The organism is Paenibacillus sp. B2(2019), assembly GCF_008370385.1.
Classification (GTDB): Bacteria; Bacillota; Bacilli; order Paenibacillales; family Paenibacillaceae; genus Paenibacillus_AQ.
In genome coordinates, this window is the sequence record NZ_VTZR01000019.1 from 247,519 (window position 1) to 272,459 (window position 24,941).

A 24,941-nucleotide genomic window follows, 5' to 3' on the forward strand; every position below is an offset into this window, starting at 1 on the left:
ACTGAATCAACTCCTCGAGAAGTGTGAAATTAAAGACTGTTGAACTTCAGCCAGCGTAACTTTTTCATTCACTCTTTGTTTGGTGAATTCCCATATACTGTCTATATACTCCATCGACTCATCGATTTGAGCATTGGAGCCTCTCTGGTACGCCCCGATATTAATTAAATCTTCTGAATCCTTGTACACGGCCATTAGTCGCTTAACATTCTCTGCAGCCGCGATCTGTTCTTCTGGCGCAATATCCTTCATTACACGACTAATGCTGGAAAGCACATCTATTGCTGGAAAATGTCCTTTGTTCGCAATACTTCGGTTAAGGACGATATGTCCATCGAGTATTCCTCTCACTGCATCAGCGATCGGCTCATTCATGTCATCACCATCAACCAATACAGTGTAAAAAGCTGTGATAGAGCCTGTAGGACCAGTTCCGGCGCGTTCTAGTAGTTTAGGTAAGCTTGCAAATACAGATGGTGTGTAACCTCTCATAGCTGGTGGTTCTCCGACTGCAAGTCCAACTTCACGTTGAGCCATAGCATAACGAGTGACCGAATCCATCATCAGCATCACATTAAGTCCACGATCCCGAAAATACTCAGCAATCGTAGTAGCAATAAGTGCTCCCTTAATTCGAATTAATGCAGGCTGATCAGATGTAGCGACAATAACGACTGACCTCTGCAAACCCTCAGGTCCCAAATCGCGTTCGATGAAATCCAATACTTCCCTGCCACGTTCCCCAATCAGAGCGATAACATTAACATCTGCTGATGTATTACGTGCAATCATTCCCATGAGCGTACTTTTGCCGACCCCTGAACCAGCGAAAATCCCCACCCGCTGACCTTTACCAATGGTTAGCAAACCATCTATCGCTCTTACACCGATGCTAATAGGTTCTTGCACTCGTGGTCTATTAAGTGGATTGGACGGAATGTTAAAGGTCGAACTATGTGGCATTCGAGCTGGGATCAGGGAACCATCAAGCGGTTGCCCTAGACCATCCAGTACCTTACCCAGCAATTCTGAACCCACCTGAACACTAAGCGGCTTGCCTGTTCCCACTACATCACAACCAGGTCCAATGGCCTGCAGTTCTCCAAGTGGCATTAATAGCACCTTGTTGTCACGGAAACCAACGACTTCAGCTTGCAGCGGCTTATTTCCTTTAGAAGGATAGATATAGCACACATCACCAATGCTAGCATCAGGTCCTTCCGATTCAACCATAAGACCGATAACCTGCGTCACTTTCCCATTGATCCTCACCGGATCGAGATTACGAAGTTGCTCCTTATAACGGTTACTATCAAGCATCTTCTTCCCCATTTCTCTGCTCATCGGTGTCCAGCGCGATTCTTACCAGCTCTTTTTTGATTTCTGCAAGCTGAGTATCAATTCGGGCATCTATGCTGCCAAAGGAGGAGCGGATTACACAACCTTGATCTTTCACAGTCGAGTCAGGCAAGATCTGTAGTTCAGCCTGCGAGTCAACCGCTAATGACAACTCTTCCCTTGCTGCGTTTACGAAAGCGAACTGCGCAGGTGATACACACAGTGAAATCAGCCCCTGCTCACGTTTACGAGCTAGATTCTTCCGAATCAAATCCATTGCAAACTGCGGCTCAACCGTTAACTGTCTGTCCACAATTTTCTCCGCAATATCACAGCTTAGCTCAACCAAGAAAGGTTCAGCTTCCTGAATAATGACATCCCTTGCCTTATAGGCTTCAGTTAAAACAGCACGCGCTTCATCCATCATCGCTGCGATCTTGAGCTTCATCTCTTGCTCAGCTTGAGAAACACCTTCTTGATACCCTAGCTGATAAGCCTCGGCTTTGACGGCCTCGACCAGATGTTCATCCTGCTCACGCCGCTCTTTCCACCACTCTTCAGCCTCCGCTTTTGAGGATTCAACAATCTGCTCCGCTTCAAGAGAGGCATTCCGAACTTGCTCTTCAGCAAATTCTTGGGCGTCTTTAAGCATTTGCTTACGTGCCACTTCAGCCTCTTCACGAGCGGGATCATGATAGTGAGTCTCGCTTACAGTCTCCTCTGGAACGGGCTCCTCAGTTAGGCCCGCATAGTGCCGGGCCTGCTCCAATCTTTTCAGTACATCAACTGGAACATACTGAGAATGCTTTATCAGCTTAGACAATGATGTCATCTCCTCCGCCACGAGCGATGATAATTTCTCCAGACTCTTCGAGTCTGCGGATCGTACCTACAATACGCGTTTGTGCTTCTTCTACATCACGCAGCCGCACAGGACCCATGTACTCCATTTCTTCTCGGAATGTCTCTGCCATACGTTTGGACATATTCCGGAAAATAACATCTCGTACTTCTTCGCTTGCAACCTTAAGGGCAAGCTGCAGGTCTGCATTATCAATATCACGAATAATACGCTGAATCGAACGATTATCCACATTGACAATATCCTCGAATACGAACATCCGCTTCTTGATTTCCTCGGCGAGCTCTGGATCTTGAATTTCGAGAGAATCCAGAATTGTGCGCTCTGTCCCACGGTCAACTCCATTCAAGATTTGTACGATTGATTCGATACCGCCAGCATTTGTATAATCCTGAGTTACTGTGGCAGAAAGCTTTTGCTCCAGCACTCGCTCAATCTGTGTAATGACCTCCGGAGAGGTGCTGTCCATTACAGCAATTCTTCTAGCCACCTCCGCCTGCTTCTCTTGAGGTAATGAGGAGAGAATAGCTGCGGCTTGTTCGAATTGCAGATAGGACAATACAAGTGCGATAGTCTGAACATTCTCATTCTGGATAAAGTTCAAAATCTGGTTTGGATCAGCCTTGCGTGCAAAATCGAAAGGTCTTACCTGCAAAGTCGCGGTCAGACGGTTAATGACCTCCATAGCTTTTGCGGAACCAAGTGCTTTCTCCAGAATCTCTTTGGCGTAGTTAATACCGCCTTGTGATATATATTCCTGGGCGAGGCATATCTGATGGAACTCAGACATGATCGACTCTTTTTCACTGCTGTCCACTTTACGGACATTGGCAATTTCAAGAGTTAATTGTTCTATCTCCTCGTCTCTTAAATGTTTGAATATTTGCGCCGATACCTCGGGCCCTAGTGTGATAAGCAGGATCGCGGCCTTTTGACGGCCACTAAGCCCCTGCTGACTAGCCTTTGCCATTAGTTCACCTCTGTTCGTCTGCAAGCCATGTACGCAGCAGATTTACGAATTCGTCCGGCTTTTTCTTGGCCAAACTTTCCAATTGCTTACGAACTTGACTGTCATTCGTCACACTTTCCAAATTAATAGATGGAAATTCGGTAGGAACCTGCAATGGAATGTCTTCATCTTCCTCTTCCACAGTCTTCTTACGACTCCGATAGATTAGATATCCTCCACCTGCTCCAACCAGCAATGCAGCTGCTCCGATAGCCCATAACATCCATGTGGCAAGACCACCTGGTGTTGTATTAGCAGCGGTTCCGCCAAATTGTTGAGAATACACCGAAACCTTTTTGGTTAAATCAGCGTCTGTATATGTAGCACCTGAATCTGCGAGCGAAGCACGAACAATATTCACCAAAATGTTTTGAATTGCTGCTGATGTAGCAGCGTCCAAAGTATTTTGTCCTGTAGGTGGTTCAACTGCAACATTTATGGTTAAATCTTTAACAGTAAAGGGACTTGCGATAACATCCTTTGTAATTCGATTAACTTCATAGTTCCTCGTTTCAGAAGATTCTTCCGAAGTAGAAGTATCCGTACCGGCTTGTGAAGGATAGCCCGCTACATCTTGCGAACCAGTGCCTGCCACTCCGCCAGTTGTATTTCCTTGACCCGAATACGAATTACTAATGATTTGTGAACTGATCTCAATCCCCTTCATATTCTCAGTATCTACAGGGGTTACGAGATTCTCCTTCCGGTTTTCCTTGTCAAAGTTCAGCTTCGAGAATACAAGAACATCGACTTTATCTGGACCCGTAAGAGTGCTAAGGAATTGTTTCACATCTTTCTTTACTTCTTCTTCGAATTTCTTCTGAAGAGCGAAGTTCTCTTCGACTTGGCTGGAAACCCCAGCTTGGCCACCTTTGGCCGTAGGCATTAACTCGACTTCATTATTAGCAATTGTAATGTTATCGATTGGTAGATTTGGAACAGCCGTCTTTAAAAGGTTGAAGTACCCGTCAATATTATCTTGAGTGGGTCTGAATCCCGGATTAAATGAAAGCACAACGGATGCAGATGCTTGCTCTTGGTCAGCCTGGGAAGCAAAAACTGTTTCTTTAGGCAGATTAATCAGCACTTTAGCATCCTTAATTCCTTGCATACGTCTCATTAACTGTTCTACTTCACCGTTTAATGCATTATTATACTTTACATTAAACTCACTATCTGTCGTCCCTATCATTGACGAATTTTCATTAAAGACCTTATAACCAATAGAGCCCCCCTGAACGATCCCCTGAGAACCGATATCCACCTTTATTCGAGCCGCTTCTGTGCTTGGCACTGAGATGCTCTTTCCATCTTGGCTTAATCGGTATGAAACACCTGCTGTATCCAAGTAGTTCATTACTCCTGCCGAATCTGTGCTGTCCAAATCTTGAAACGCTACTTCATATTCTGTCTTTGAAAGCTGCATGGTTAATACTACGATTATTATTAGAATGATAAACAATGTTGAAAAGAATAAAATCTTCTGTTTACCACTAAATCTGTTCCAATACAGGGTCACCTTCTCCCGATATTGGGCAAATCTTTCATTCACAGTGTCACCCCATCCGGAACTAAGCTAGGAATTAATTAAATTTGAGTTCTCATAATTTCTTGATAGGCTTCTATCACTTTGTTCCGGACTTGTGTAGTCAACTGCAAACTCAGTAAAGCCTGTTGGGAAGAAATCATCACCTCGTCTATATTCACTTCTCCCAGTACAAATTTATTACTCATATCCTTTGCTTGTTGTTCCTGATCTGCTACTTTAGTGAGTGCATTCTCAAGATAAGAACCAAAGCTCTCCATAGCATTAGCAGGAGTGGATGAAACTTCGGTAGATGTTGGTTTCATGGCAAGCTGCTGTACAGCTTGAACCCCATTAGTGATATTCTGTATCAACTGTTTCCCTCCTAAAAGTTTTGTAAGCATATGCTTCCTAGATTCACTTCGTACAAAACTCACTTTGGAAGCTTTCTTAGTTAATTACGTTTAGCGACCAATTTCGAGCGCTTTACTTACCATAGCTTTAGATGCATTCAGCATCGTGACATTGGCTTCATAAGAACGTGATGCAGATAACATATCTACCATTTCTTTGGTAATATCTACGTTTGGCATATAGACATAACCTTCGGCATCCGCATCAGGATGGCTTGGGTTGTAAACTGGCTTTAACGGTGAAGTGTCTTCTATAATGGACTGCACCTTTACACCTTCATTACTACTACCGTTCAATTTCGAATTTAGTATATTCGAGAACTTATTGCTTTCGGTAGCTTCCATAACAACAAGCTTTCGACGGTAAGGAACGGCTTTGCCATCAACCACCGATGCTCTTGTAGTTTCCGCATTGGCCACATTGGAGGAAATCACGTCCATCCGCAACCGTTGAGCTGTTAATGCTGATGCACTTATTCCAAAACTACTACCAAAGTTCATGCAATCTTATCCTCCTTGAATTACAGCTCGCATCATCGAAATTTGACTATTGATCTGCTCGACATAAGAACTATACCTGAGTTGATTTTCAGCACTTAACGCCATTTCTCGTTCTACATCCACATTGTTGTCGTTATTATTCATTGAAGTAGTTTCATCTGTGCTAACGACTGCTGCTGGTACAATTCTGTTGGTACCAAATTGAAAATGTCGGGAGTCCGTTATCTTCGCGTTAAGTGTAGGTTTCACTCCACTTTCCTGTTGCTGAAGGAAACTTTCGAATGAAACATCAGAACGTTTGAAATTTGGCGTATCTTCGTTAGCCACGTTATTTGCTAGAACATTTTGTCGTTTGTAGGCAGCATCAATGCCTCCCTGTAATCGTTGAAAACTGACACTATTCAGCAATCCCAAGATAATTCCTCCTTTCAAAGCTATCATAATGAAAAGAATTCCACAACTTCCCTTAAAAAACCTGCTTGATTTCGACAAATAAAGTATAAAAGTCCTCTATTTATCAATTTTCACGTCGAACCTTGTCGCAAAGTATAACTTATTAGTATTTTCACATACATTGATTTTCATTTAATTTGTATATTATTACAATAAGAAATAAGCCCTATCTTTTTAGAAAAGACAGGGCTTTTAGCACTTTATTGCTATTTTATTCCTTTTTTAACTCAAAAAATTCTTTTTAATTGCATGTTTTTACATTTTTTTACCTTTTAATGACACTGAATTGTAATTTTCTAATACGTTATGCCCAAATTCAAATAAATAAAATTTGTCGCATTAAAGAATATACTGACTTAAATCACGATCTTGTGCAATACTTGCCAATTTCTCACGCACATACTCTGGTGTAATTACCATAGTGTCCAAAGTCAGCTCAGGTGCTTCAAAAGATAGATCCTCTAATAGCTTCTCCAAAATGGTATGAAGTCGCCGAGCACCTATATTCTCCATATTTTGATTCACTGAAGCAGCTATTTTGGCAATTTCATAAATAGCATCTTTCTGGAACTCCACTTCAATGTCCTCGGTCTTTAACAAATTAACATATTGTTTCGTCAAAGCATTCTCCGGCTCCGTTAAAATGGATACGAAATCCTCAAGTGTCAGGCTACTTAGTTCTACGCGAATCGGAAAACGTCCCTGAAGCTCAGGAATCAGATCAGAAGGTTTAGCAACATGAAAAGCTCCTGCAGCCATGAAGAGCACATAGTCCGTCTTCACAGGACCGTATTTTGTCATGATTGTTGATCCCTCTACAATCGGAAGGATATCTCTTTGCACACCTTCACGTGATACATCAGGGCCCGAACCCTTACCTTGACTTGCAACCTTATCAATCTCATCGATAAAAATAATACCCGATTGTTCAGCGCGTGTCACAGATTCCTGAATGACATCATCCATATCAATCAGTTTGGTTGCTTCATCCTGAATCAGCACTTTACGAGCCTCACGGATAGGAAGCTTGCGCTTCTTCGTCCGTTTCGGAAGCAAGCTGCCAAACATTTCTTGCATATTCATCCCCATCTGGTCGTTCCCTTGCCCTGCAAACATATCCAGCATAGATGGCGCTGTATCCTCAACATCTATTTCAATGATATCTTCTTCCAATTGACCAGCTAGCAGCTTAAATCTAACCCCGCGACGGCGTTCGTTTAAGCTTCCATCTGGTTCGGAATTTTCTTTAGAATCCTCTTGTGAAGAGTTCCCGCCAAAAATCATCTCAAAAGGATTCTTCTGAGATTTATTTTTTGAAGACGAAGGCACTAAAATAGAGACAATCCGCTCATTAGCCAGTTCTTCTGCACGGTCCTTCACCTTTTCCGTACGCTCCAGCTTCACCATACGAATAGAGGTCTCAACTAAATCACGCACCATAGACTCCACATCTCGCCCTACATAACCCACCTCAGTGAATTTGGTTGCCTCCACTTTGATGAACGGAGCATTAACGAGTTTAGCTAGACGCCGAGCAATCTCAGTTTTCCCTACACCAGTAGGTCCGATCATTAAGATGTTCTTAGGAACAACTTCATCACGCAGTTCCTCAGCCAGCAGACTGCGCCGATAACGATTACGAAGGGCAACAGCTACCGATTTCTTAGCTTGTTTCTGACCTACAATATATTTATCCAATTCAGCTACGATTTGACGGGGTGTTAGCGATTGATTCACCATCGTGAATTCCTCCTTGTCTCTATGGCACTGAGCCTATAATTGCTCAACAATAATATTGGAGTTAGTATACACACATATTTCTGATGCAATCTGAAGAGCTTCACGAGCGATATCCGCAGCAGCAAGATTTGGAGCATGACGTTTGAGCGCGCGACCGGAAGCAAGTGCAAAGTTACCACCGGAACCGATAGCGAGTACATCATCATCTGGCTCGATAATTTCACCATTTCCGGAGATCAAGAGCATTCCTTCCTTGTCCATAACAATCATCAATGCCTCAAGTTTTCGAAGAATACGATCTTGACGCCAGTCTTTCGCCAATTCTACGGCTGCCCGTTGCAGGTTTCCATGATGCTCCTCCAACTTGCCTTCGAATTTTTCGAACAAAGTGATAGCATCGGCCACAGATCCTGCAAACCCTGCTATTACTTGTCCTCTGTATAAGCGACGAACTTTTCTGGCCGTCGTCTTCATAATTACACTCTCCCCGAATGTAACCTGACCATCACCTGCTATAGCTGCCTGTCCGTTATGTCTTACAGCACAAATTGTAGTCGCATGAAAGCTGGGTACCATGATTGTAGTTACCTCCTTAAGATGGGCTTTGTTCAAAAATAAGAAGTATACGTTTCACGTTATACATTATCCTTATATTTCTCGCTTAAACGCTAATGCTTATCATCCTTATAAGGATGCCAAAGGCGCTTATTCTTGGTTGTCGATAGCCTCCGGCTCTTTATAAACAAGGCCCGTACGATTAGCGTACTCGGCAAGACTGTCTAGTGCACGAAGCGCTAACATCTCATTCTTTTCTTTCTTATTGCGGATTTTCTTCTCCACCTTCGGCAGAAGACCAAAATTGGCATTCATAGGCTGAAAATGCTCCGGATCAGCGGAAGTGATATAAGCAGGCATACTACCAAGCACCGTGTCTTGTGGGAAGATCAGTCCTTCTTGACCAAGTGCGGCTCTAGCAGCGTTAATGCCGGCAATCAGACCTGAAGCTGCTGATTCCACATAACCTTCTACGCCAGTCATCTGTCCAGCAAAGTACAGCCTTTCTTTACCCTTCATTTGATAAGTAGGATGCAAGAGTTTAGGAGAATTAATAAAGGTATTTCTGTGCATTACACCATACCGAACGTATTCAGCGTTCTCAAGACCTGGAATCAGCGAGAATACCCGCTTCTGTTCGCCCCATTTCAAGTGTGTTTGAAAGCCCACCAGATTGTAAAGCGTTCCAGCAGCGTTATCCTGACGAAGCTGCACTACAGCGTAAGGTAACTTACCTGTGTGCGGATTGATAAGCCCAACAGGCTTCATCGGACCAAACAATGCAGTTTGCTTACCGCGCTTCATCATGATTTCGATAGGCATACAGCCCTCAAAGTATATCTCTTTCTCAAAATCCTTGAGTACCGCCGTCTCTGCAGAAATCAACGCGTCATAAAACACGTCAAACTCCTCTTCAGTCATAGGACAGTTTAGATATGCCGCTTCCCCTTTGTCATAACGGGAAGCCAGATACACTTTATTCATATCAATACTGTCCTTCTCAACAATCGGTGCTGCAGCATCATAAAAATAGAAATACTCTTCACCTAATAGACCCTTAATCTCAGCAGATAATGCAGGGGAAGTTAGTGGACCCGTTGCAATAACAACAATCCCTTCCTCCGGTATATGCGTTAGTTCTTCATTTATGACTTCCACGAGCGGATGATTATGCAATGTACTCGTAATTTCTCCCGAGAAACCATCCCGATCCACGGCAAGTGCACCGCCAGCAGGTACAGCGTGGCGATCAGCCGCACCTAATACAAGAGAGTTTAAACGTCGCATTTCTTCCTTTAATACACCCACCGCATTGCCTAAACCATTTGCACGCAAGGAGTTGCTGCATACTAGTTCTGCGAATTGATTCGTGTGGTGTGCTGGTGTCTTCACCACTGGTCTCATTTCATACAATCTTACCGGTACACCTTGAGAGGCTATTTGCCAGGCCGCTTCACTTCCTGCGAGACCTGCTCCAATTACTGTTACCTTTGTTGTATCTGTCACTGTCTTATTTCCTCCTGTAGAGACTATTATTCTGCTAACTCTTCTTCGTTGTCTAAAACTGCCTCTGTATGGTCACAAGACGTACATTGCAGTTTGGTGCCTTGCTTATTGCGTTTCTCAATCATCCAAGCCCCGCAAGATGGACATGGTTTAGTGGATGGTCTATCCCAAGAGACGAAATCACAACCAGGATATTGATCGCAGCCATAGAAGACACGCCCTTTTTTGCTACGACGCTCTACAACTTTCCCTTCATTACATTTAGGGCAAGTTACACCTATATCTTTGATAATCGGCTTCGTATTTCGGCAATCGGGAAAGCCAGAACATGCTAGGAACTTCCCAAAGCGTCCTAATTTATATACAAGTGGTTTACCACATTTCTCGCAGATCTCATCAGAGACTTCATCTTCAATCTCAATTTCTTTCATTTCTTCTTCGGCAAACACTAAGCGCTTCTCGAAAGACCCGTAAAATTCGGCAAGAACCTTCACCCAATCTTCCGAGCCTTCTTCCACATGGTCAAGATCGCCTTCCATATTAGCCGTAAACTCTACGTTCAATATTTCCGGGAAAAATTGTTCCATCTGCTCGATGACAAGTTCTCCAAGCTCTGTAGGCATGAATTTTTTCTCTTCAATCGCTACATAACCACGCTTCTGAATCGTTTCAAGCGTTGGTGCATACGTACTTGGGCGTCCTATCCCTAATTCCTCAAGTGTCTTTACAAGCCTTGCTTCTGTATATCGCGGTGGTGGCTGTGTAAAATGCTGCTTCGGCTCGATCTCTTGCTTATTTAAAGCATCTCCCGCTTCAAGAGGCGGTAAATACTTATCTTCATCTGTAGTTCCATCATCGTTACCTTCCACGTAAACCTTCATGAACCCTGGGAATGAAACCTTCGAACCCACCGCTCTGAATGTGGCTGTACCTGCTTCTATATCAACCGAGAGTGTATCAAGAAGAGCCGAAGCCATTTGACTGGATACGAACCGCTCCCACACCAGCTTGTAAAGACGGAATTGATCCCGGCTTAAGAACTCTTTGACCATTTCCGGTTCCCGAAGTGCTGAAGTTGGTCGGATCGCTTCATGCGCTTCTTGCGCTCCAGCCGCTTTCTTTGAATACTGGCGAGGGGCTTCAGGTAAGAACTTTTCACCATACTTTGCAGTAATCAGCTCTTTAGCTTCATCCTGTGCAGTGACTGATAAACGTGTCGAGTCCGTACGCATATAGGTGATCAAACCTACGGTTCCCTCTTTGCCTAGTTCCACACCTTCGTATAATTGCTGGGCAACAGACATTGTCTTAGCTGCACGGAATCCAAGCTTACGAGCTGCTTCCTGTTGAAGGGAACTTGTTGTAAAAGGAGCCGAAGGATGTCGTTGTCTTTCCTTCTCCTTCACATTACTTACCTTAAAAGCTGCGTTCTTGATTGCCTCAAGGACCTCTTGAACATCGCTTTCCTGATTAAGTTCCTTCTTCACACCATTCAGCTTATGAAACTTAGCTTCAAAGACAGAATCTCGAATCCCAAGTTTAGCTGTAATACTCCAATATTCAGTAGGTACAAAAGCGGAGATTTCATTCTCACGATCCATTATGATCTTTACAGCCACAGATTGAACACGTCCAGCAGATAACCCTTTTTTGACTTTCTTCCATAATAGGGGGCTAATCTTGTAACCTACTAGCCGATCCAGTATACGTCTTGCCTGCTGTGCATTCACAAGATCCATGTTAATTTTGCGTGGCGTCTTAAAAGCATCCTTCACCGCTTGTTTGGTGATCTCATTAAATACAACTCGGCATTCCTGTGTATTATCTAAATCCAGGGCATGTGCCAAGTGCCAAGCAATCGCTTCTCCTTCGCGATCGGGGTCAGCTGCGAGATAGACTTTTTTCACTTTTTTACTAGCGTCTTTCAATTCCTTCAATATAGAACCTTTACCACGAATCGTAATATATTTGGGATTGAAATCATTCTCCACCTCAACACCAATTTGACTCTTCGGTAGATCTCTGATGTGTCCCATAGATGCCTTTACAATATACTTACTACCTAGATATTTGCCAATTGTCTTCGCTTTCGCGGGCGATTCGACAATAACCAATGCATCTGCCATAGACTCTTCCTCCTCGTTAACACTCGTACCTCTATATTAAATTACCTTATAAATAGCTCCTGGTAATTGTGCTACCGCTTTTTTTATGATTAAAGATAACAGAACTGAATGCAAATGTCCAAAATCCCATCCTGTCCTCACAAGCAGATCGTCCAAAATAAAGGGTCCTTGATGCAGTATATGGTATAGGTGTAACTCCTCATTTGTCAATTTCTTTTCAATTAACAAATCATCAGCCACCTGTTTAGAGGGACCGCTTTCACCCGTTTTTGAGAGGTTTGTCGGGAGAAAAGAAGTGTATTCTTCTAAAATATCTAGTGCACCGGTTACCAGCTTTGCCCCCTGTTTAATCAGATCAAGAGCACCTCTACTTTTTGGAGACGTAATAGGTCCAGGGACAGCAAAAACATCCCGTCCTGCCTCCAAGGCAGCATCTGCAGTAATGAGTGATCCACTTCTACTATCCGCCTCTACGACCACTGTCCCGTATGTGAGGCCTGCAATAATTCGATTGCGCTGCGGAAATAACCCTGGATGACTTTTGGTTCCAAGGGGATACTCTGTTAGCACTAACCCATCACGGGAGATCAATCGTTCAAGCTCCTTATTCTCAGGCGGGTAGACCCGATCAAGTCCAGTAGCCACTACCGCTATTGTGCCCCCACCGCTTCTTAGCGCAGCTTCATGACAGACGCTATCAATCCCCCTAGCTAATCCGCTAACCACTGTTAGACCTGCTTCACTAAGCTCTTTTGTGAGAATCTCCCCTACCTTTCGTCCATAAGCTGTTGGCACACGAGTACCGACCATCGCTACACTGGGTGTCGATAACAGATCCAAACGCCCACGATAATAAAGAATCCATGGTGGCTGAGCCGTCTCCTTCAATAAATGGGGATAGTCTGCATCAAAAATCGTAACCATGCTCACAGCACTTTCTTCCATTAGTAAGCGGCGGTTTGCTATCCACTCCAACGTATATATTGAAGCAAGTTGAATCGACACTTTCTCGCTCAATCCAACCTGTTCCCAGTCTTCTGAGCTACAAGAAAATGCTTTTTCTGACAAAAGCCCAGCTCTGCGAATTTTGTCGATAGTTTTCCAGCCAATGCCTTCCACTTCATTAAAGCCGAATAGTAGTTCCCGTTCTTCCATATCATTTTTCGCCCCTTAACATGGAAGGCCTAGCCTTCCCTATTTTGTGTTACACCTCTTGAAAACGCAAGTATTTCTTTAAATTCAATAAATTTCTATTTAAAATAAAAAAAGCAACCTTTCATCCCTAAATAGGAACAAAAGGTTGCTTACCTCTTTAATTAATTATACACGAAATAACCTCACTACGCGGAGTGATTTCTCTGTCTTAACTACACTAATTAGTGCGATGTAAAAGCATTGAGAATACCGCGCTCTTCAAGCACACTTACGAGTGTTGAACCCATTTCAGCAGGTGTAGGGGCTACCTTGATTCCGCAAGCTTCCAGTACGGCAATTTTTTCGCTTGCTGTACCTTTCCCTCCAGAAATGATAGCACCAGCATGCCCCATACGCTTGCCTGGAGGTGCAGTTGCTCCTCCAATGAAGCCTACAACTGGCTTGGTCATGTGTTCACGAATCCACTCTGCTGCTTCTTCCTCTGCAGTTCCACCGATCTCTCCGATCATAATAACTGCCTTCGTACCCGGATCTTCATTAAACAGCTTCAAAATATCAATAAACTCAGAGCCTTTAACCGGGTCTCCGCCAATACCTACAGCCGAAGATTGCCCAATTCCACGCGTGGTCAGCTGATGAACCGCCTCATAGGTTAGCGTTCCGCTACGCGAGACCACTCCTACATAACCAGGCATATGAATATAGCCAGGCATGATTCCAATCTTACACTCTCCAGGAGTGATAACACCCGGACAGTTTGGACCGATCAACACTGTAGAACGACCTTCCATATAACGTGAGACTTTTACCATATCAAGCACAGGAATACCTTCAGTAATACAGATAACCAAATCCAGCTCTGCATCTACAGCCTCCATAATGGAATCTGCCGCGAAGGCTGGCGGTACATAAATCACACTAGCAGTTGCACCAGTAGCTGCCTTAGCAGCTGCGACTGTATCAAATACCGGAAGACTAACTTCACTGCCATTTTCAAGGGTGATATTAACTGTCGTTCCACCTTTACCCGGCGTTACTCCTCCAACCATCTGAGTTCCATAATCAAGCGCACCCTTAGTATGGAACAAGCCAGTTGCTCCCGTAATACCTTGCGTGATAACTTTCGTATTTTTATCTACAAGAATGCTCATGCCTTAAGTCACATCCCTACTTATATTGTCAAATACGATAACTGGCTTCAACTTCCGAGCCATTATTGCACAAGAGATACAATCTTACGGGCACCGTCCGCCATAGAATCAGCAGCTACAATGTTAAGTCCCGATCCAGCCAAGATTTGCTTACCCAATCCAACATTTGTTCCTTCAAGACGTACAACAAGCGGTTTAGTCAATCCCAATTGACTTGCCGCTTCCACAACACCGTTAGCAATAACGTCACAGCGCATAATACCGCCGAAAATATTAACGAAAATTCCATTTACCTTTTCATCCGATAGAATGATTTTAAAGGCTTCTGTAACTTTCTCGGTAGTTGCACCGCCCCCTACATCAAGGAAGTTGGCGGGTTCGCCTCCGTAATATTTAATAATATCCATCGTTGCCATCGCTAGGCCTGCACCGTTCACCATACAACCAATATTGCCATCAAGTGCAATATAGCTCAGGTCATACTTAGAGGCTTCGATTTCTTTCAAATCTTCTTCATCTAGATCCCGAAGCTCTTGAATATCTTTGTGGCGGAACAAGGCATTGGGGTCAAAATTCAATTTAGCATCTAGAGCCATCACATTCCCATCCGCAGTAACTACCAATGGGTTAATTTCGGCAATAGAGCAATCTTTATCCACAAAAGCTAGATATAGCGCTTGCATGAATTTAACAGTCTTGCCTACCAGTTCATTAGGAATAGAGATGCTGTAAGCTAATTTACGAGCTTGGAAAGTCTGCAAACCTACTGCCGGATCAATGATTTCTTTGAAAATCTTCTCCGGATGTGTAGCTGCAACCTCTTCAATCTCTGTGCCACCTTCTTCAGATGCCATCATAACCACTCGGCCAGTTCCTCTATCAACAACGATACCGATGTAATACTCTTTAACAATTTGACAGCCCTCTTCAATGAGCAGCCGTTTTACTACCTTACCCTCCGGACCAGTCTGGTGAGTAACTAAAGTCTTACCGAGAATTTCGGTTGCGTAAGTACGCACTTCATCGATATTCTTAGCAACCTTTACACCTCCAGCTTTACCTCGTCCACCTGCATGAATCTGAGCTTTAACTACAACAACCGGTGTACTCAGTGACTCTGCGGCTTCTACCGCTTCCTCCACTGTATAAGCTACTTTTCCATTCGGTACGGCCACACCGTACTTCTTAAGCACTTCTTTTCCCTGATACTCGTGGATATTCATAGCGGTAGCCTCCTAAAGTAGCGTGGTGACTTAACAGGCAGCCTGTTGTCATCTCGCCTTCCGTTTTGATTGCCGCGGGGTTAGGGATAGGCTGATGCTAAACATGCAGCACTATTCCGGAACCAACAGAAACTGCTCTACCACTCGTAAAAGAATGGCCTTATTTCTGTGAGAGACATTGAGTAAATCTATAAGACTAAGCTTATACTTACCTATATGCCATATAAAGGAACCCAGAATAGTGTAACATGTTTTTAAAACGCTTTCCTTAAATATATTCATGATTTGTACACATTTTTTCGCTTGATTTCATGCCGGAATGCGAACGATCGCACAGACTCCTGATTATACTTACTTTTTACTATCTTGAGTGTTCGCATCATGAACACGATTTAGCAAGCTTTTGAACTGCTCAAGCAGCTCTACAGTCTCATCGCCGGACATAGTCGTTTCTTCCATCATTTTCCCGGGAATACAAGCCGCGCTGCTTTGAAGTGCCCAGCCCTGTTCCGTTAGTGAAATCAGAACTTTTCGCTCATCTTGTGTCGAACGTTCACGCACGATCAACCCTGCAGCTTGTAGGCGTTTTAAAAGAGGTGTCAGCGTACCCGAATCCAAAAATAGCGCCTCACCAATTTCTTTAACCGTACATTGCTGTCGTTCCCATAACACAAGCATTACCAGATATTGCGAGTATGTTAAACCGATCTTATCCAAATAAGGTTGATACAGCTTTGTGATCTCACGAGAGCAAGCATAAATCGTAAAACAGAGTTGATTCTCAATCAGCAGCTCAGGTGTAGTCGTCATCTTTTGCATATCTTCTTCATTCATTTTCATATCTTAATCACCTGCCTTATACCCTTATTTTATCATAATTCACTCATAACATCATGTTAATAGGAAAAAATAATTTGACATTATAGTTAATTGTGATAAATTAGATTGTACACAAAATAATTAGGAATTGGAGAGATACACAATGATGACCATCCAGCAAAAAATGTATGAAACCACTGTTAAAGCCGTAGGAGGAAGAAACGGTTTTATCGAATCAGAAAGCCCTAAGCTCAACCTTACAATCAGCACACCACGCGAAATGGGAGGCGCCGGTGGCGAAGGTACAAATCCTGAGCAATTATTTGCAGCTGGTTATTCCGCTTGTTTCGATAGTGCACTGAACATGGTTGCCCGACTCGGAAAAGTGAAAATTGAAGGTAGCGAAGTAACGGCCACAGTCAGCTTTGGTAAAGTTGAAGATGGAGGTTTTGGCATAGCGGTTAAGCTTGATGTGCTAGTTAAAGGCGTTGACAGAGAAACCGCAACCTCTTTAGTAGAGGCTGCTCATGGCGCTTGTCCATACTCCCGCGCAACCCGCGGCAATATCGCTGTAGAATTGAATGTACTGTAAGGAAATACAGAGAAATATTTTCTCAAACGAAGCCCTAACGGACACAGATGATCTTATATGCAACATTCGTACACTTTTGAATTATTAACGAACCCCATCGCAGCTATTGATATAAAAAAAGACTATATTTGAGCCTTTTTTAAAGAAATAGTGTCTCTGGAGTCCGAAAGCACGCTCCAAAAGCTAAAAATGCCCATATAACGTCTTTCGGGTCCATAAGATTCCAGAGACGTTAACAATTTTGCGGAGTGAAATCAATAACCCAAAAACAGAGCAGCAATTCGCCAATAACGGGAATCGCTGCTCTATTTAATTTATTCTTCTGTCATCGCCTGCCGGTCTAAATTACGGTACTGCACAGCCTCCGCAAGATGCGCGGAAGTAATATCCGGTGCGCCTTCCAGATCAGCTATTGTACGGGATAGCTTAATAATTCGATCATGCGCTCGCATGCTTAAACCTAAATTTTCCAGAATGTCATACAGCAATTGGGCACCTTCACGACTAAGACTTGCATATCTCCGAAGGGAAGCGCCGGAAAGTTCACTATTCCAAGAAATAGGCAAGCGCTTAAACCGTTTAGCTTGTATCGTCTGTGCCGCCATAACCTCTGCATACATCTCAGCCGAAGATAGAACATGCCCCTGACGATCCCATTCCTTCGGGCGAGGAACATCCACCTGTAAATCAATACGATCCAATAAGGGTCCTGATATTTTTGCGCGATATTGAGCAATCCTAGCGGGGCTGCATGTACAATGTTGTTGAGAAAGATTACTCCCAAAATAACCGCAGTTACAGGGATTCATCGATGCGGCCAGCATGAATTTTGCAGGATAGGTAAAAGAAGCTCGAGCACGACTTATGGTAACAACCCCGTCTTCGAGCGGCTGGCGTAACACTTCAAGTACATTCCGAGAGAATTCGGGCAACTCATCTAAAAAGAGAATCCCTCGATGCGCAAGACTAACTTCTCCCGGCTTTGGAATGCCTCCACCCCCAATAAGGCCTGCGGCCGATATGGTATGATGCGGAGAGCGAAAAGGACGACTACGCAGTAAGCCGTTGTGGGCATCTTTTAAAGTTCCTGCTGCGCTAAATATTTTGGTTACCTCAAGAGCCTCACTCTCAGACAATATCGGAAGGATGCTTGGAAGGCGTTTAATCAGCATCGTCTTCCCTGTACCGGGTGGACCGATGAGCAATATATTATGCATACCCGCTGCCGCAATGGTTAGGGCTCTTTTTACATGTTGTTGCCCTAGCACATCACTGTAATCATCCATCATCTCGTTCATTCCATATGAGGAGTCCTCAGAAGTACCGTAAACTGGGGTATATTTAAGATGTTCCAAAGAAAGGACAAGAACCGGAGGTCGGTCATTAGCATCTATCCCCTTGGTCACAGTTACAGGAAAAGGAAGAGATGATAAAGAAGGCATATCTTCGGAAACTCCCCCATTCCTTCGGTTCTGTTCGTCTTCACCTTTTGCTGAATTGGACAGTGATTCTTCCGGGTTCGGTAATGCGCACAAATGGTCGATTGCATATATATTTATACCACTGATCAAAGCTGCCTCAGCAGCATTCCCTTCAGGAAGCAGTACAGCCTTAAATCCATTTTTGCGCGCTGCTTCCACCATTGGTAGAACACCTGATACTGGACGCAGACTACCATCAAGCGCAAGCTCTCCAATAAAAAGCACCTCATTGGCTGAGGGCATTATCAGTTGACCACTAGTTATCAGTATCCCCAGAGCAATCGCAAGATCAAAGGCAGAGCCTTCTTTTCGTAAGTCGGCTGGTGCTAGATTTATCGTAATGCGCTGCTGGGGATAACGATAACCACAGTTCTTAATAGCGGCTCTTACTCGTTCTACTGCCTCACGAATCGCAGAATCAGGCAGACCAATGATATTCGTCTGTGGCAATCCATTCGCAAGATCAATTTCTACACCTATCATTACCCCTTCAATTCCATACAGACATGCACTATGCATTTTTCCATACATAAAAACACCTCATCTCCTGAAATACACCCCTGTTTGGGTGTCACATCTTCAAGAAAAAAGGTGCTTCCTTATTTTCCGGTAATAAATTAGCTATTACATATCATTATATATAGGAAATCTTAGCGTAATCAAGAATTATTAATTAACATCACATTGCATAAATACGCATAAATAATCACATAGACCCACATTAACCTTCTTCACTAACTATGACAGAGTCCCTAATCTGTTCAAAAGTCAACGGTTTATAGTTCCAATGCTCTACACAAATGTTAAAATAATTCTTTCCTTCATATTTTTGGCCGTGAATATGACCATGCACATTTACGTAAGGCATATGTTTATTCATATACATAGGCTCATGAGAGAGAAAAAAGAAATCCTTATAAATCATCGGATATTCACTAACCTCGTCAAAACCTGCTTCAAGCCACCAATCCCGACCGCGTCCCCGATCATGATTGCCGAGAATTAGAATCTTATAGCCATGTAACCTCTCCACAATAGCATGTGTCGCTTCCTTATTAAGAAACGAAAAGTCTCCCAAATGAAACACTTTATCATCCGGATTTACTACCGAATTCCAACTCTCAATCATGGCTTCATTCATTTGCCCCACATCTATAAAGGGTCTGGATTCAAAATCAATAATCAACTTATGTCCAAAATGATGGTCGGATGTAAAAAAAACGTTAGCCATGTTCACCCTTCTTTCTTTTTTGATCATAGTTTGTATGATTATCTCCAGTCACGCCGCTTATGTGATCTTTTTTTATTATCGCTCTGGATCAGTTCAGCTAGAGGAGGAGTCTCTTCATTCTCAATGAGCCAGCCACGCATCTCTTTAATCGCTTCCACCTGTCCATTTCCTTTATCACGCCATGTAAGAAGCTCTATGACTTTTATAACAAGCGCTAAGAGACTGCTATTGCTGTTTTGTGATTTATCAGCACGGATTTTTTGAAATAGCGCCTCATTTTTCCAATCGATTAATATTTCCTCAGCTATAGTGGGCCGCATAACCGTGAAGTTCTTATTGCAATTTGCACAACAGACAACGGATACTGGTTCTGCGGTAAATTTCACTTCAATCTTCTGCTGGCAATATTGGCAAGCAAAACTAACCTGCATTTCAAAAGGTTTATTCTTCACTTAAACAGCCCTCCTCATGATGACATTAAAAAGTTACTCTAATGTTTACCCATTTCTTTTGAGAAATGACCCACTGTGCGGAGGCTATTGTAAAGACTTTTTTCATAAGAATGCTAGTGCCCATAATGAGTGGCATGAGAATATGGGGTGCAGCTTAAAAAGCCTCACGTATATGCCCCAAAGAAGCGATGCTTAAATCTTCATTCAGTAAAATGCTAATGACGTCAAAAGTTACTCTTCGATCATCATAACCTTTCATATGCAAATAAACCTGTGCTGTATTTCGCACTTGATGTATTTTTCGAGTATTCACTGATTCCTCCGGAGTCCCTTGATATAGCTCTCCACTACGACTACGAACTTCAACAATAATAATACAGCCTTCGTTCTCCGCAATAATATCAAGTTCTCCGGTTCGACAACGCCAATTTCGTTCTAAGATCTTGTACCCACAAGTAGATAAGTACTGCATAGCCCCGTCTTCAGCAGCGGCTCCCTTCTGTTTGCGGTTGTAGCGTTCTCTTGTGTATGGCTCTTTCATTCCGGTCTCTGTTCACCGGCGGAACGGTCGCTCTGATACACAAAGCTGAGGATTTCAGCCACTAGCTGATAAAGTTCAGATGGAATCTGTTGATCTAGATCGAGCTTTGAAAGAACTTCTACGAGAGCTGCGTCCTCTTGGACAGCAACCCCACTCTCTTTAGCTTTTTGCAGAATCAGATCCGCTATCGCCCCTTGTCCTTTGGCAACAACGACAGGTGCCTCGCTTTGTCCTGGGCTATATTTGAGAGCGACCGCTTTTTTGAGCCCTTGTGAAATTGGAGGTACAGGCTCATTCTCGTTCATATACGGTAATCCACTCCTTTATAAGCATCAGGAACATAATCAACAAGCTTACTATGGGGATTGGCAAGTTCTGTAGATAGCTTTAGTTCTGGTAAAGGTTCAGTTCTTAATCCCGACAACTGATAACCAATAGATTCTACTGCCGTTTTAATGTCATCACGCCGCTGTTCCAGCAGCTCAAGCACCCAAGGATGATCATTATGCAGCTTAAGACTAACGATTCGATCAACAACCTGCACATCAACCAGTGTCTGGCCGAGCTGCTTCATATCCAAATCAAACCAGAGCCTGCAATTGGCAGCATCTAATTCACCCTTGCGTCCCCGACGCGATTGAATATGAACGGAAGCTGTCTCCTGCCCATCTGGACCCTGCAGCGGCAAGAACAAAGTTACTTGCGCGAAAGGAGCCGTTCGATCTGTATTGAGCAGCAGCTGTTGTCCTGTCAGCTGCTGCACTAGTCCGCTCGCGGCTTCTTTTACCGCGGGCGGCACCTCGCTGCTGCTCATGATCTGCAGCAGCACGCCCTTTAAGGTGTCGGTGGCTTGTTCGCCTCCGACACCCGCACTGCCAAGCGCGGCCGTACCTGCCGCCGCGCGGGCCGTCTCAGCGGCGGCTACTGCGACGCCGCGTACCGCCTGCTGCTCGTGCTCCGCACCGAGCAGCTTCAGCACCCGCCCCACCCACGACTCCGCGTCCGCGGGTGGGGCGGTGTCCGGCCGCACCGGCGAAGCCGTCGCAGCCGGGGCCTCCCCGCGCGGCGCAGCAGCCGCGGGGGCAGGGCTTGCTCCCGCCGCGTCAGCAGGCGGGACCATGGCGAGCTGCGGCAAGCTGCCGCGCAGCTCGGTGAGCACGCCCTGCAGCTTCGCAAGGAGGGCGGGACCACTTGCTGCGTGGGGCGCCGCACCAGCAGCAGTACCTTCGGCGCTCACACTCGCGCCACCCGGCATAGCCCCGCTCTTATCCATCGAGGCAGCCCGACTCTTATCTGCCTGTATAGCACTATCCAATGCCCCATCCTTATTCAGATTCAAGGCATTACCTTGAATCTCAACTTCACTGGATCGGATAGGATTATTCACCGCACTATCAGCTTGAGCGCTTAAAGCACTATTTAGAGCGCCGGATGTCATAGCAGGTGTTGATTTACCAGCCATAGGCTCTGTAACAATACCACCCTTGGAGATCTGAGCTCCTTCACCTGTCTCATCAACTACAACTGGCTTGCCAGTTCCAATCCCCGTTTCATTATCAGAAGCTATATTAAGAGTCACCTTGACTGGCGTACCTTGTTCAACCGGTTTCAGAGCACCTTCAGCTGCTCCTTCCAAAAGAGCGGTACTTCCGTTTGCGATAGTGCCTTCAGCAGTTTTAGTTGTAGCTTGTCCATTTCCTTTAGCTGCCAATTGTACAGAGTCAGCTTCTGTAGCGTCACCCTCTACAACACCCATGTTATTCCCACTTCCAGCACCTGCAGTTACCGAAGGTTCGAGTTTTCCAGTAATTGTACCCATTCCAGCTTTAGATTCTGCGGTTATTGTTTCTTCATTAGCAATTTGACCTGCCCATATTGTAATCTGATCTTCCAGTGCTGATAAAAGCTGATGCAACTGCGGGCCAAATACAGCCTGCTGCAATCCTCTCACACTCTCAGCTGTAACGGGTAGTCCCCGCTTTACAGAAATGACAGCTGCGTCAAGCCACTCTGAAGCAGGCACACCAGCTGGTTTTGCACTCATTACCGCATCCAGCAAAGCCGCTGTCTCTTTTGTAAGTGGAACGCCTCCTGCTTGCATCGCTAGTACAATTTCTCGACCTGCTTTGGAATCAGCTAATCCGAGCGACTCCAAGGCCTCACCCATGCTTTGGGGAGTGACTAACGCCGTTTCACCGAGGGAGACCGGCTTCAATACGGGTAATCCACCTTCTCCGGGTGATCCAACCTGTAAATTCAAGGTTTCTCCAGGCAGTAATGGTGTTTCTAATTCTGCACGAACAGGTGTACCTTGGATTTGCACAACCGCTTCTTTGCCTGAATCCGATACAGAGAGAACAACACCACGAACAACTTGCCCTTCTTTTAACTCTAAAGACTTCGCTGCACCCGGTTTTTGTTCTCCAAGCAATCCACGGATCAATGTTCCGATATTCATACCGTTTCTCCTCCCTCCATTTTCTCTCTTCTTACTATATCGGTATTCATCCTACTTTTTTAAGCATTGCTTCTAGAATAACGTTTGCTGCTCCGCGAGAATCCGCCCAATAAAACTGCGCCGATGCATAGGTGTTGGACCTAGAGCCGTAATTTGTTCCCGGTGAAGCTTGGTCGCGTAACCTTTATGTATCGCAATCCCATAATCAGGGTATAATTCCTCCCACAGACCTTCACACAACCTGTCTCGTGTCACTTTAGCGATAATCGAAGCTGCTGCAATGGACTGACTATTAGCATCTCCTTTAATAATTGCCTGTTGTGGCAAAGGGAGGTCTACCTTTTCAGCATCGATCAGCATATAGTCAGGAGTGTGCTCTAGACTCTCAACCGCCTTTTTCATGGCCAGGCGTGAAGCTTGCTTAATATTAATCTCATCAATGACAGTAGAGTCTACATACCCCACACCCACGGCCAGCGCTTGCTCCATTATAATCTCGTATAAAGCATCTCTCTTTTTAGCTGTAAGTTTTTTGGAATCATTCACTCCATCAATAATAAGCCCCTCTGGCAAAATCACCGCTGCTGCGACGACGTCCCCAAACAAGCAACCTCTTCCTACTTCATCTACGCCTGCTATTCGACGATAAGACTGTTCCCAGCCTTCTTTTTCATAGGCCAACATATCTAACGAACTCACTAATTTGTCACCGCCAATTATGAATTATTCTATGATCTATATAAGTCAGCTTATCATAGTAAAGCTTACATGGTCATCTTAAAATAGACGTTCCAATTTAATCCATTCCCATAAAATATCCCCACAAAGTGGGGCTTAGCTTGAGGTGTACTCAGGTACTTTGTCGAGGACCCAAAACATAAAAAAAGAGCCTCCGAAATTTCGGATGGCTCTTCCATACCTAGTCCATTAAACGCAGAATTCACACCATTTAAGGCGTTTCCAGCGTAAAGCGTCCAAGCTTACCTGCCCGTAGCTCATGCAACAAGGCCCGCGAAGCTTTTTCCAGATCTACACGTCCACCGCTGATTAGACAACCGCGTTTACGACCCACGGCTTCCATAACAGCTACGATCTCATCTGGATTCTCCAGATCCTCAGGAAGCTTCTCAATGCCAAAGCGTTCTTGAAATCTAGAGCCGTAGTCCTTCACCAAATATTTCACTGCATAAAAGGCGATGTCCTCAATATTCAGGATTTCTTCCTTTATTGCACCTGTTACCGCTAGGCGATAACCTACTTCTTGGTCCTCAAATCTCGGCCATAAAATACCTGGGGTATCCAGAAGCTCCAAGTTACCGCCTGTCTTAATCCACTGTTGACCCTTGGTTACCCCTGGGCGGTCACCAGTAGCAGCAATACTCTTACCAGCCATCCGGTTAATGAGTGTTGATTTACCAACGTTAGGAATACCAACGATCAATGCACGCATCGCTCGCGGATTCATTCCTTTTGCAATCTGCCGGTCAATCTTTTCTTTTAGCAGCAGCTTGACTTGCTCTGGAATATCCTTTACACCTGTTCCAGTAGATGCATCAACAGGATAAGCAACATGCCCTTGTGCCTTGAAGTACGCTAGCCACTTCCGTGTAATTTCTGGATCTGCCAGATCCGCTTTGTTCAAAATAATCAATCTTGGCTTGTCCCGCAAAATATCGTCAATCATCGGATTGCGGCTGGAAAGCGGCAGACGGGAATCGAGCAATTCTATTACAACATCAATCAGCTTCAGCTTATCCTCGATTTGCCGCCTAGCCTTCGTCATATGACCAGGAAACCATTGAATGGCCAT

General features: G+C 44.4%; 24 protein-coding genes. 1 reads left to right on the forward strand and 23 read right to left on the reverse strand.

The window, feature by feature from the left end; translation table 11 throughout:
• Nucleotides 1–6 precede the first annotated feature (6 nt).
• From fliI to PAENI_RS17505, 15 genes are all read right to left on the reverse strand, one after another.
• The gene (gene fliI, locus PAENI_RS17435) at nt 7–1,344 is read right to left on the reverse strand and encodes a flagellar protein export ATPase FliI (protein ID WP_279306853.1); all 1,338 of its coding nucleotides are present in this window, start codon (nt 1,342–1,344) and stop codon (nt 7–9) included.
• Complete coding sequence (locus tag PAENI_RS17440; protein WP_042189449.1) at nt 1,313–2,161, reverse strand: FliH/SctL family protein; 849 nt, start codon at nt 2,159–2,161, stop codon at nt 1,313–1,315. The genes fliI and PAENI_RS17440 overlap by 32 nt, the downstream gene beginning before the upstream one ends.
• The gene (fliG, locus tag PAENI_RS17445; protein WP_042128934.1) at nt 2,154–3,170 is read right to left on the reverse strand and encodes a flagellar motor switch protein FliG; all 1,017 of its coding nucleotides are present in this window, start codon (nt 3,168–3,170) and stop codon (nt 2,154–2,156) included. Before fliG ends, PAENI_RS17440 begins: the two co-directional genes overlap by 8 nt.
• 4 nt (nt 3,171–3,174) lie before the next feature.
• Nucleotides 3,175–4,761, reverse strand: coding sequence for a flagellar basal-body MS-ring/collar protein FliF (gene fliF / locus PAENI_RS17450; protein WP_149646141.1), 1,587 nt, complete (start codon nt 4,759–4,761; stop codon nt 3,175–3,177).
• A gap of 35 nt (nt 4,762–4,796) precedes the next feature.
• Nucleotides 4,797–5,108, reverse strand: a complete 312-nt coding sequence (fliE, locus tag PAENI_RS17455) for a flagellar hook-basal body complex protein FliE (RefSeq protein WP_042189451.1) — start codon at nt 5,106–5,108, stop codon at nt 4,797–4,799.
• A 90-nt stretch (nt 5,109–5,198) separates the two neighbouring features.
• On the reverse strand, nt 5,199–5,648 hold the full coding sequence (gene flgC, locus PAENI_RS17460; protein ID WP_094869605.1) for a flagellar basal body rod protein FlgC: 450 nt from the start codon (nt 5,646–5,648) through the stop codon (nt 5,199–5,201).
• 6 nt (nt 5,649–5,654) lie between these two features.
• Nucleotides 5,655–6,062: a flagellar basal body rod protein FlgB gene (flgB, locus tag PAENI_RS17465; RefSeq protein ID WP_149646142.1), complete on the reverse strand. Its 408-nt coding sequence runs from the start codon at nt 6,060–6,062 to the stop codon at nt 5,655–5,657.
• Nucleotides 6,063–6,440: 378 nt separating this feature from the next.
• Nucleotides 6,441–7,841, reverse strand: coding sequence for an ATP-dependent protease ATPase subunit HslU (gene hslU, locus PAENI_RS17470; RefSeq protein WP_149646143.1), 1,401 nt, complete (start codon nt 7,839–7,841; stop codon nt 6,441–6,443).
• A 33-nt stretch (nt 7,842–7,874) separates the two neighbouring features.
• Nucleotides 7,875–8,417 (reverse strand): ATP-dependent protease subunit HslV, encoded by a 543-nt coding sequence (hslV, locus tag PAENI_RS17475; protein WP_042189455.1) that lies wholly within the window; start codon nt 8,415–8,417, stop codon nt 7,875–7,877.
• Nucleotides 8,418–8,546: 129 nt separating this feature from the next.
• Nucleotides 8,547–9,902, reverse strand: a complete 1,356-nt coding sequence (trmFO, locus tag PAENI_RS17480) for an FADH(2)-oxidizing methylenetetrahydrofolate--tRNA-(uracil(54)-C(5))-methyltransferase TrmFO (protein ID WP_149646144.1) — start codon at nt 9,900–9,902, stop codon at nt 8,547–8,549.
• 26 nt (nt 9,903–9,928) lie between these two features.
• Complete coding sequence (gene topA, locus PAENI_RS17485; RefSeq protein WP_149646145.1) at nt 9,929–12,028, reverse strand: type I DNA topoisomerase; 2,100 nt, start codon at nt 12,026–12,028, stop codon at nt 9,929–9,931.
• A 36-nt stretch (nt 12,029–12,064) separates the two neighbouring features.
• A complete protein-coding gene (gene dprA / locus PAENI_RS17490) occupies nt 12,065–13,183 on the reverse strand; it encodes a DNA-processing protein DprA (protein WP_149646146.1) in 1,119 nt (372 codons plus the stop codon).
• A 221-nt stretch (nt 13,184–13,404) separates the two neighbouring features.
• The gene (sucD, locus tag PAENI_RS17495) at nt 13,405–14,334 is read right to left on the reverse strand and encodes a succinate--CoA ligase subunit alpha (protein ID WP_042128953.1); all 930 of its coding nucleotides are present in this window, start codon (nt 14,332–14,334) and stop codon (nt 13,405–13,407) included.
• 62 nt (nt 14,335–14,396) lie between these two features.
• Nucleotides 14,397–15,557, reverse strand: a complete 1,161-nt coding sequence (gene sucC / locus PAENI_RS17500; RefSeq protein WP_042128955.1) for an ADP-forming succinate--CoA ligase subunit beta — start codon at nt 15,555–15,557, stop codon at nt 14,397–14,399.
• 351 nt (nt 15,558–15,908) lie between these two features.
• The gene (locus PAENI_RS17505; protein ID WP_316502827.1) at nt 15,909–16,397 is read right to left on the reverse strand and encodes a MarR family winged helix-turn-helix transcriptional regulator; all 489 of its coding nucleotides are present in this window, start codon (nt 16,395–16,397) and stop codon (nt 15,909–15,911) included.
• Between the two features lie 142 nt (nt 16,398–16,539).
• Here PAENI_RS17505 and PAENI_RS17510 point away from each other — a divergent pair, with 142 nt between their 5' ends.
• The gene (locus PAENI_RS17510) at nt 16,540–16,968 is read left to right on the forward strand and encodes an organic hydroperoxide resistance protein (RefSeq protein WP_042189459.1); all 429 of its coding nucleotides are present in this window, start codon (nt 16,540–16,542) and stop codon (nt 16,966–16,968) included.
• 314 nt (nt 16,969–17,282) lie between these two features.
• Here the strand turns inward: PAENI_RS17510 and PAENI_RS17515 are convergent, their stop codons facing one another.
• From PAENI_RS17515 to ylqF, 8 genes are all read right to left on the reverse strand, one after another.
• Nucleotides 17,283–18,980 carry a YifB family Mg chelatase-like AAA ATPase gene (locus PAENI_RS17515; protein WP_149646147.1) on the reverse strand — a complete coding sequence of 566 codons (1,698 nt, stop codon included), beginning with the start codon at nt 18,978–18,980 and terminating at the stop codon, nt 17,283–17,285.
• A 190-nt stretch (nt 18,981–19,170) separates the two neighbouring features.
• Complete coding sequence (locus tag PAENI_RS17520) at nt 19,171–19,680, reverse strand: metallophosphoesterase (protein WP_149646148.1); 510 nt, start codon at nt 19,678–19,680, stop codon at nt 19,171–19,173.
• Between the two features lie 38 nt (nt 19,681–19,718).
• Nucleotides 19,719–20,132: a hypothetical protein gene (locus tag PAENI_RS17525; RefSeq protein ID WP_139328534.1), complete on the reverse strand. Its 414-nt coding sequence runs from the start codon at nt 20,130–20,132 to the stop codon at nt 19,719–19,721.
• Between the two features lie 154 nt (nt 20,133–20,286).
• Nucleotides 20,287–20,673: a YraN family protein gene (locus PAENI_RS17530; protein ID WP_149646149.1), complete on the reverse strand. Its 387-nt coding sequence runs from the start codon at nt 20,671–20,673 to the stop codon at nt 20,287–20,289.
• On the reverse strand, nt 20,670–20,978 hold the full coding sequence (locus tag PAENI_RS17535) for an EscU/YscU/HrcU family type III secretion system export apparatus switch protein (protein ID WP_149646150.1): 309 nt from the start codon (nt 20,976–20,978) through the stop codon (nt 20,670–20,672). The genes PAENI_RS17530 and PAENI_RS17535 overlap by 4 nt, the downstream gene beginning before the upstream one ends.
• The gene (locus tag PAENI_RS17540; RefSeq protein ID WP_149646151.1) at nt 20,975–23,131 is read right to left on the reverse strand and encodes a DNA ligase; all 2,157 of its coding nucleotides are present in this window, start codon (nt 23,129–23,131) and stop codon (nt 20,975–20,977) included. Before PAENI_RS17540 ends, PAENI_RS17535 begins: the two co-directional genes overlap by 4 nt.
• 72 nt (nt 23,132–23,203) lie before the next feature.
• Nucleotides 23,204–23,815, reverse strand: a complete 612-nt coding sequence (locus PAENI_RS17545) for a ribonuclease HII (protein WP_042189464.1) — start codon at nt 23,813–23,815, stop codon at nt 23,204–23,206.
• Between the two features lie 265 nt (nt 23,816–24,080).
• Nucleotides 24,081–24,941, reverse strand: coding sequence for a ribosome biogenesis GTPase YlqF (gene ylqF, locus PAENI_RS17550; RefSeq protein WP_042189465.1), 861 nt, complete (start codon nt 24,939–24,941; stop codon nt 24,081–24,083).

Coding starts and splice junctions, on each gene's coding strand:
- PAENI_RS17530 (WP_149646149.1), bottom strand. CDS start 20,673: ATGAAAGAGCCATACACAAGAGAACGCTACAACCGCAAACAGAAGGGA.
- fliG (WP_042128934.1), bottom strand. CDS start 3,170: ATGGCAAAGGCTAGTCAGCAGGGGCTTAGTGGCCGTCAAAAGGCCGCG.
- hslV (WP_042189455.1), bottom strand. CDS start 8,417: ATGGTACCCAGCTTTCATGCGACTACAATTTGTGCTGTAAGACATAAC.
- PAENI_RS17545 (WP_042189464.1), bottom strand. CDS start 23,815: ATGTTGGCCTATGAAAAAGAAGGCTGGGAACAGTCTTATCGTCGAATA.
- sucC (WP_042128955.1), bottom strand. CDS start 15,557: ATGAATATCCACGAGTATCAGGGAAAAGAAGTGCTTAAGAAGTACGGT.
- PAENI_RS17520 (WP_149646148.1), bottom strand. CDS start 19,680: ATGGCTAACGTTTTTTTTACATCCGACCATCATTTTGGACATAAGTTG.
- hslU (WP_149646143.1), bottom strand. CDS start 7,841: ATGGTGAATCAATCGCTAACACCCCGTCAAATCGTAGCTGAATTGGAT.
- PAENI_RS17535 (WP_149646150.1), bottom strand. CDS start 20,978: ATGAACGAGAATGAGCCTGTACCTCCAATTTCACAAGGGCTCAAAAAA.
- topA (WP_149646145.1), bottom strand. CDS start 12,028: ATGGCAGATGCATTGGTTATTGTCGAATCGCCCGCGAAAGCGAAGACA.
- ylqF (WP_042189465.1), bottom strand. CDS start 24,941: ATGGCCATTCAATGGTTTCCTGGTCATATGACGAAGGCTAGGCGGCAA.
- PAENI_RS17505 (WP_316502827.1), bottom strand. CDS start 16,397: ATGAAAATGAATGAAGAAGATATGCAAAAGATGACGACTACACCTGAG.
- PAENI_RS17515 (WP_149646147.1), bottom strand. CDS start 18,980: ATGTATGGAAAAATGCATAGTGCATGTCTGTATGGAATTGAAGGGGTA.
- sucD (WP_042128953.1), bottom strand. CDS start 14,334: ATGAGCATTCTTGTAGATAAAAATACGAAAGTTATCACGCAAGGTATT.
- fliI (WP_279306853.1), bottom strand. CDS start 1,344: ATGAGCAGAGAAATGGGGAAGAAGATGCTTGATAGTAACCGTTATAAG.
- PAENI_RS17510 (WP_042189459.1), top strand. CDS start 16,540: ATGATGACCATCCAGCAAAAAATGTATGAAACCACTGTTAAAGCCGTA.
- flgC (WP_094869605.1), bottom strand. CDS start 5,648: ATGAACTTTGGTAGTAGTTTTGGAATAAGTGCATCAGCATTAACAGCT.
- PAENI_RS17540 (WP_149646151.1), bottom strand. CDS start 23,131: ATGAATATCGGAACATTGATCCGTGGATTGCTTGGAGAACAAAAACCG.
- dprA (WP_149646146.1), bottom strand. CDS start 13,183: ATGGAAGAACGGGAACTACTATTCGGCTTTAATGAAGTGGAAGGCATT.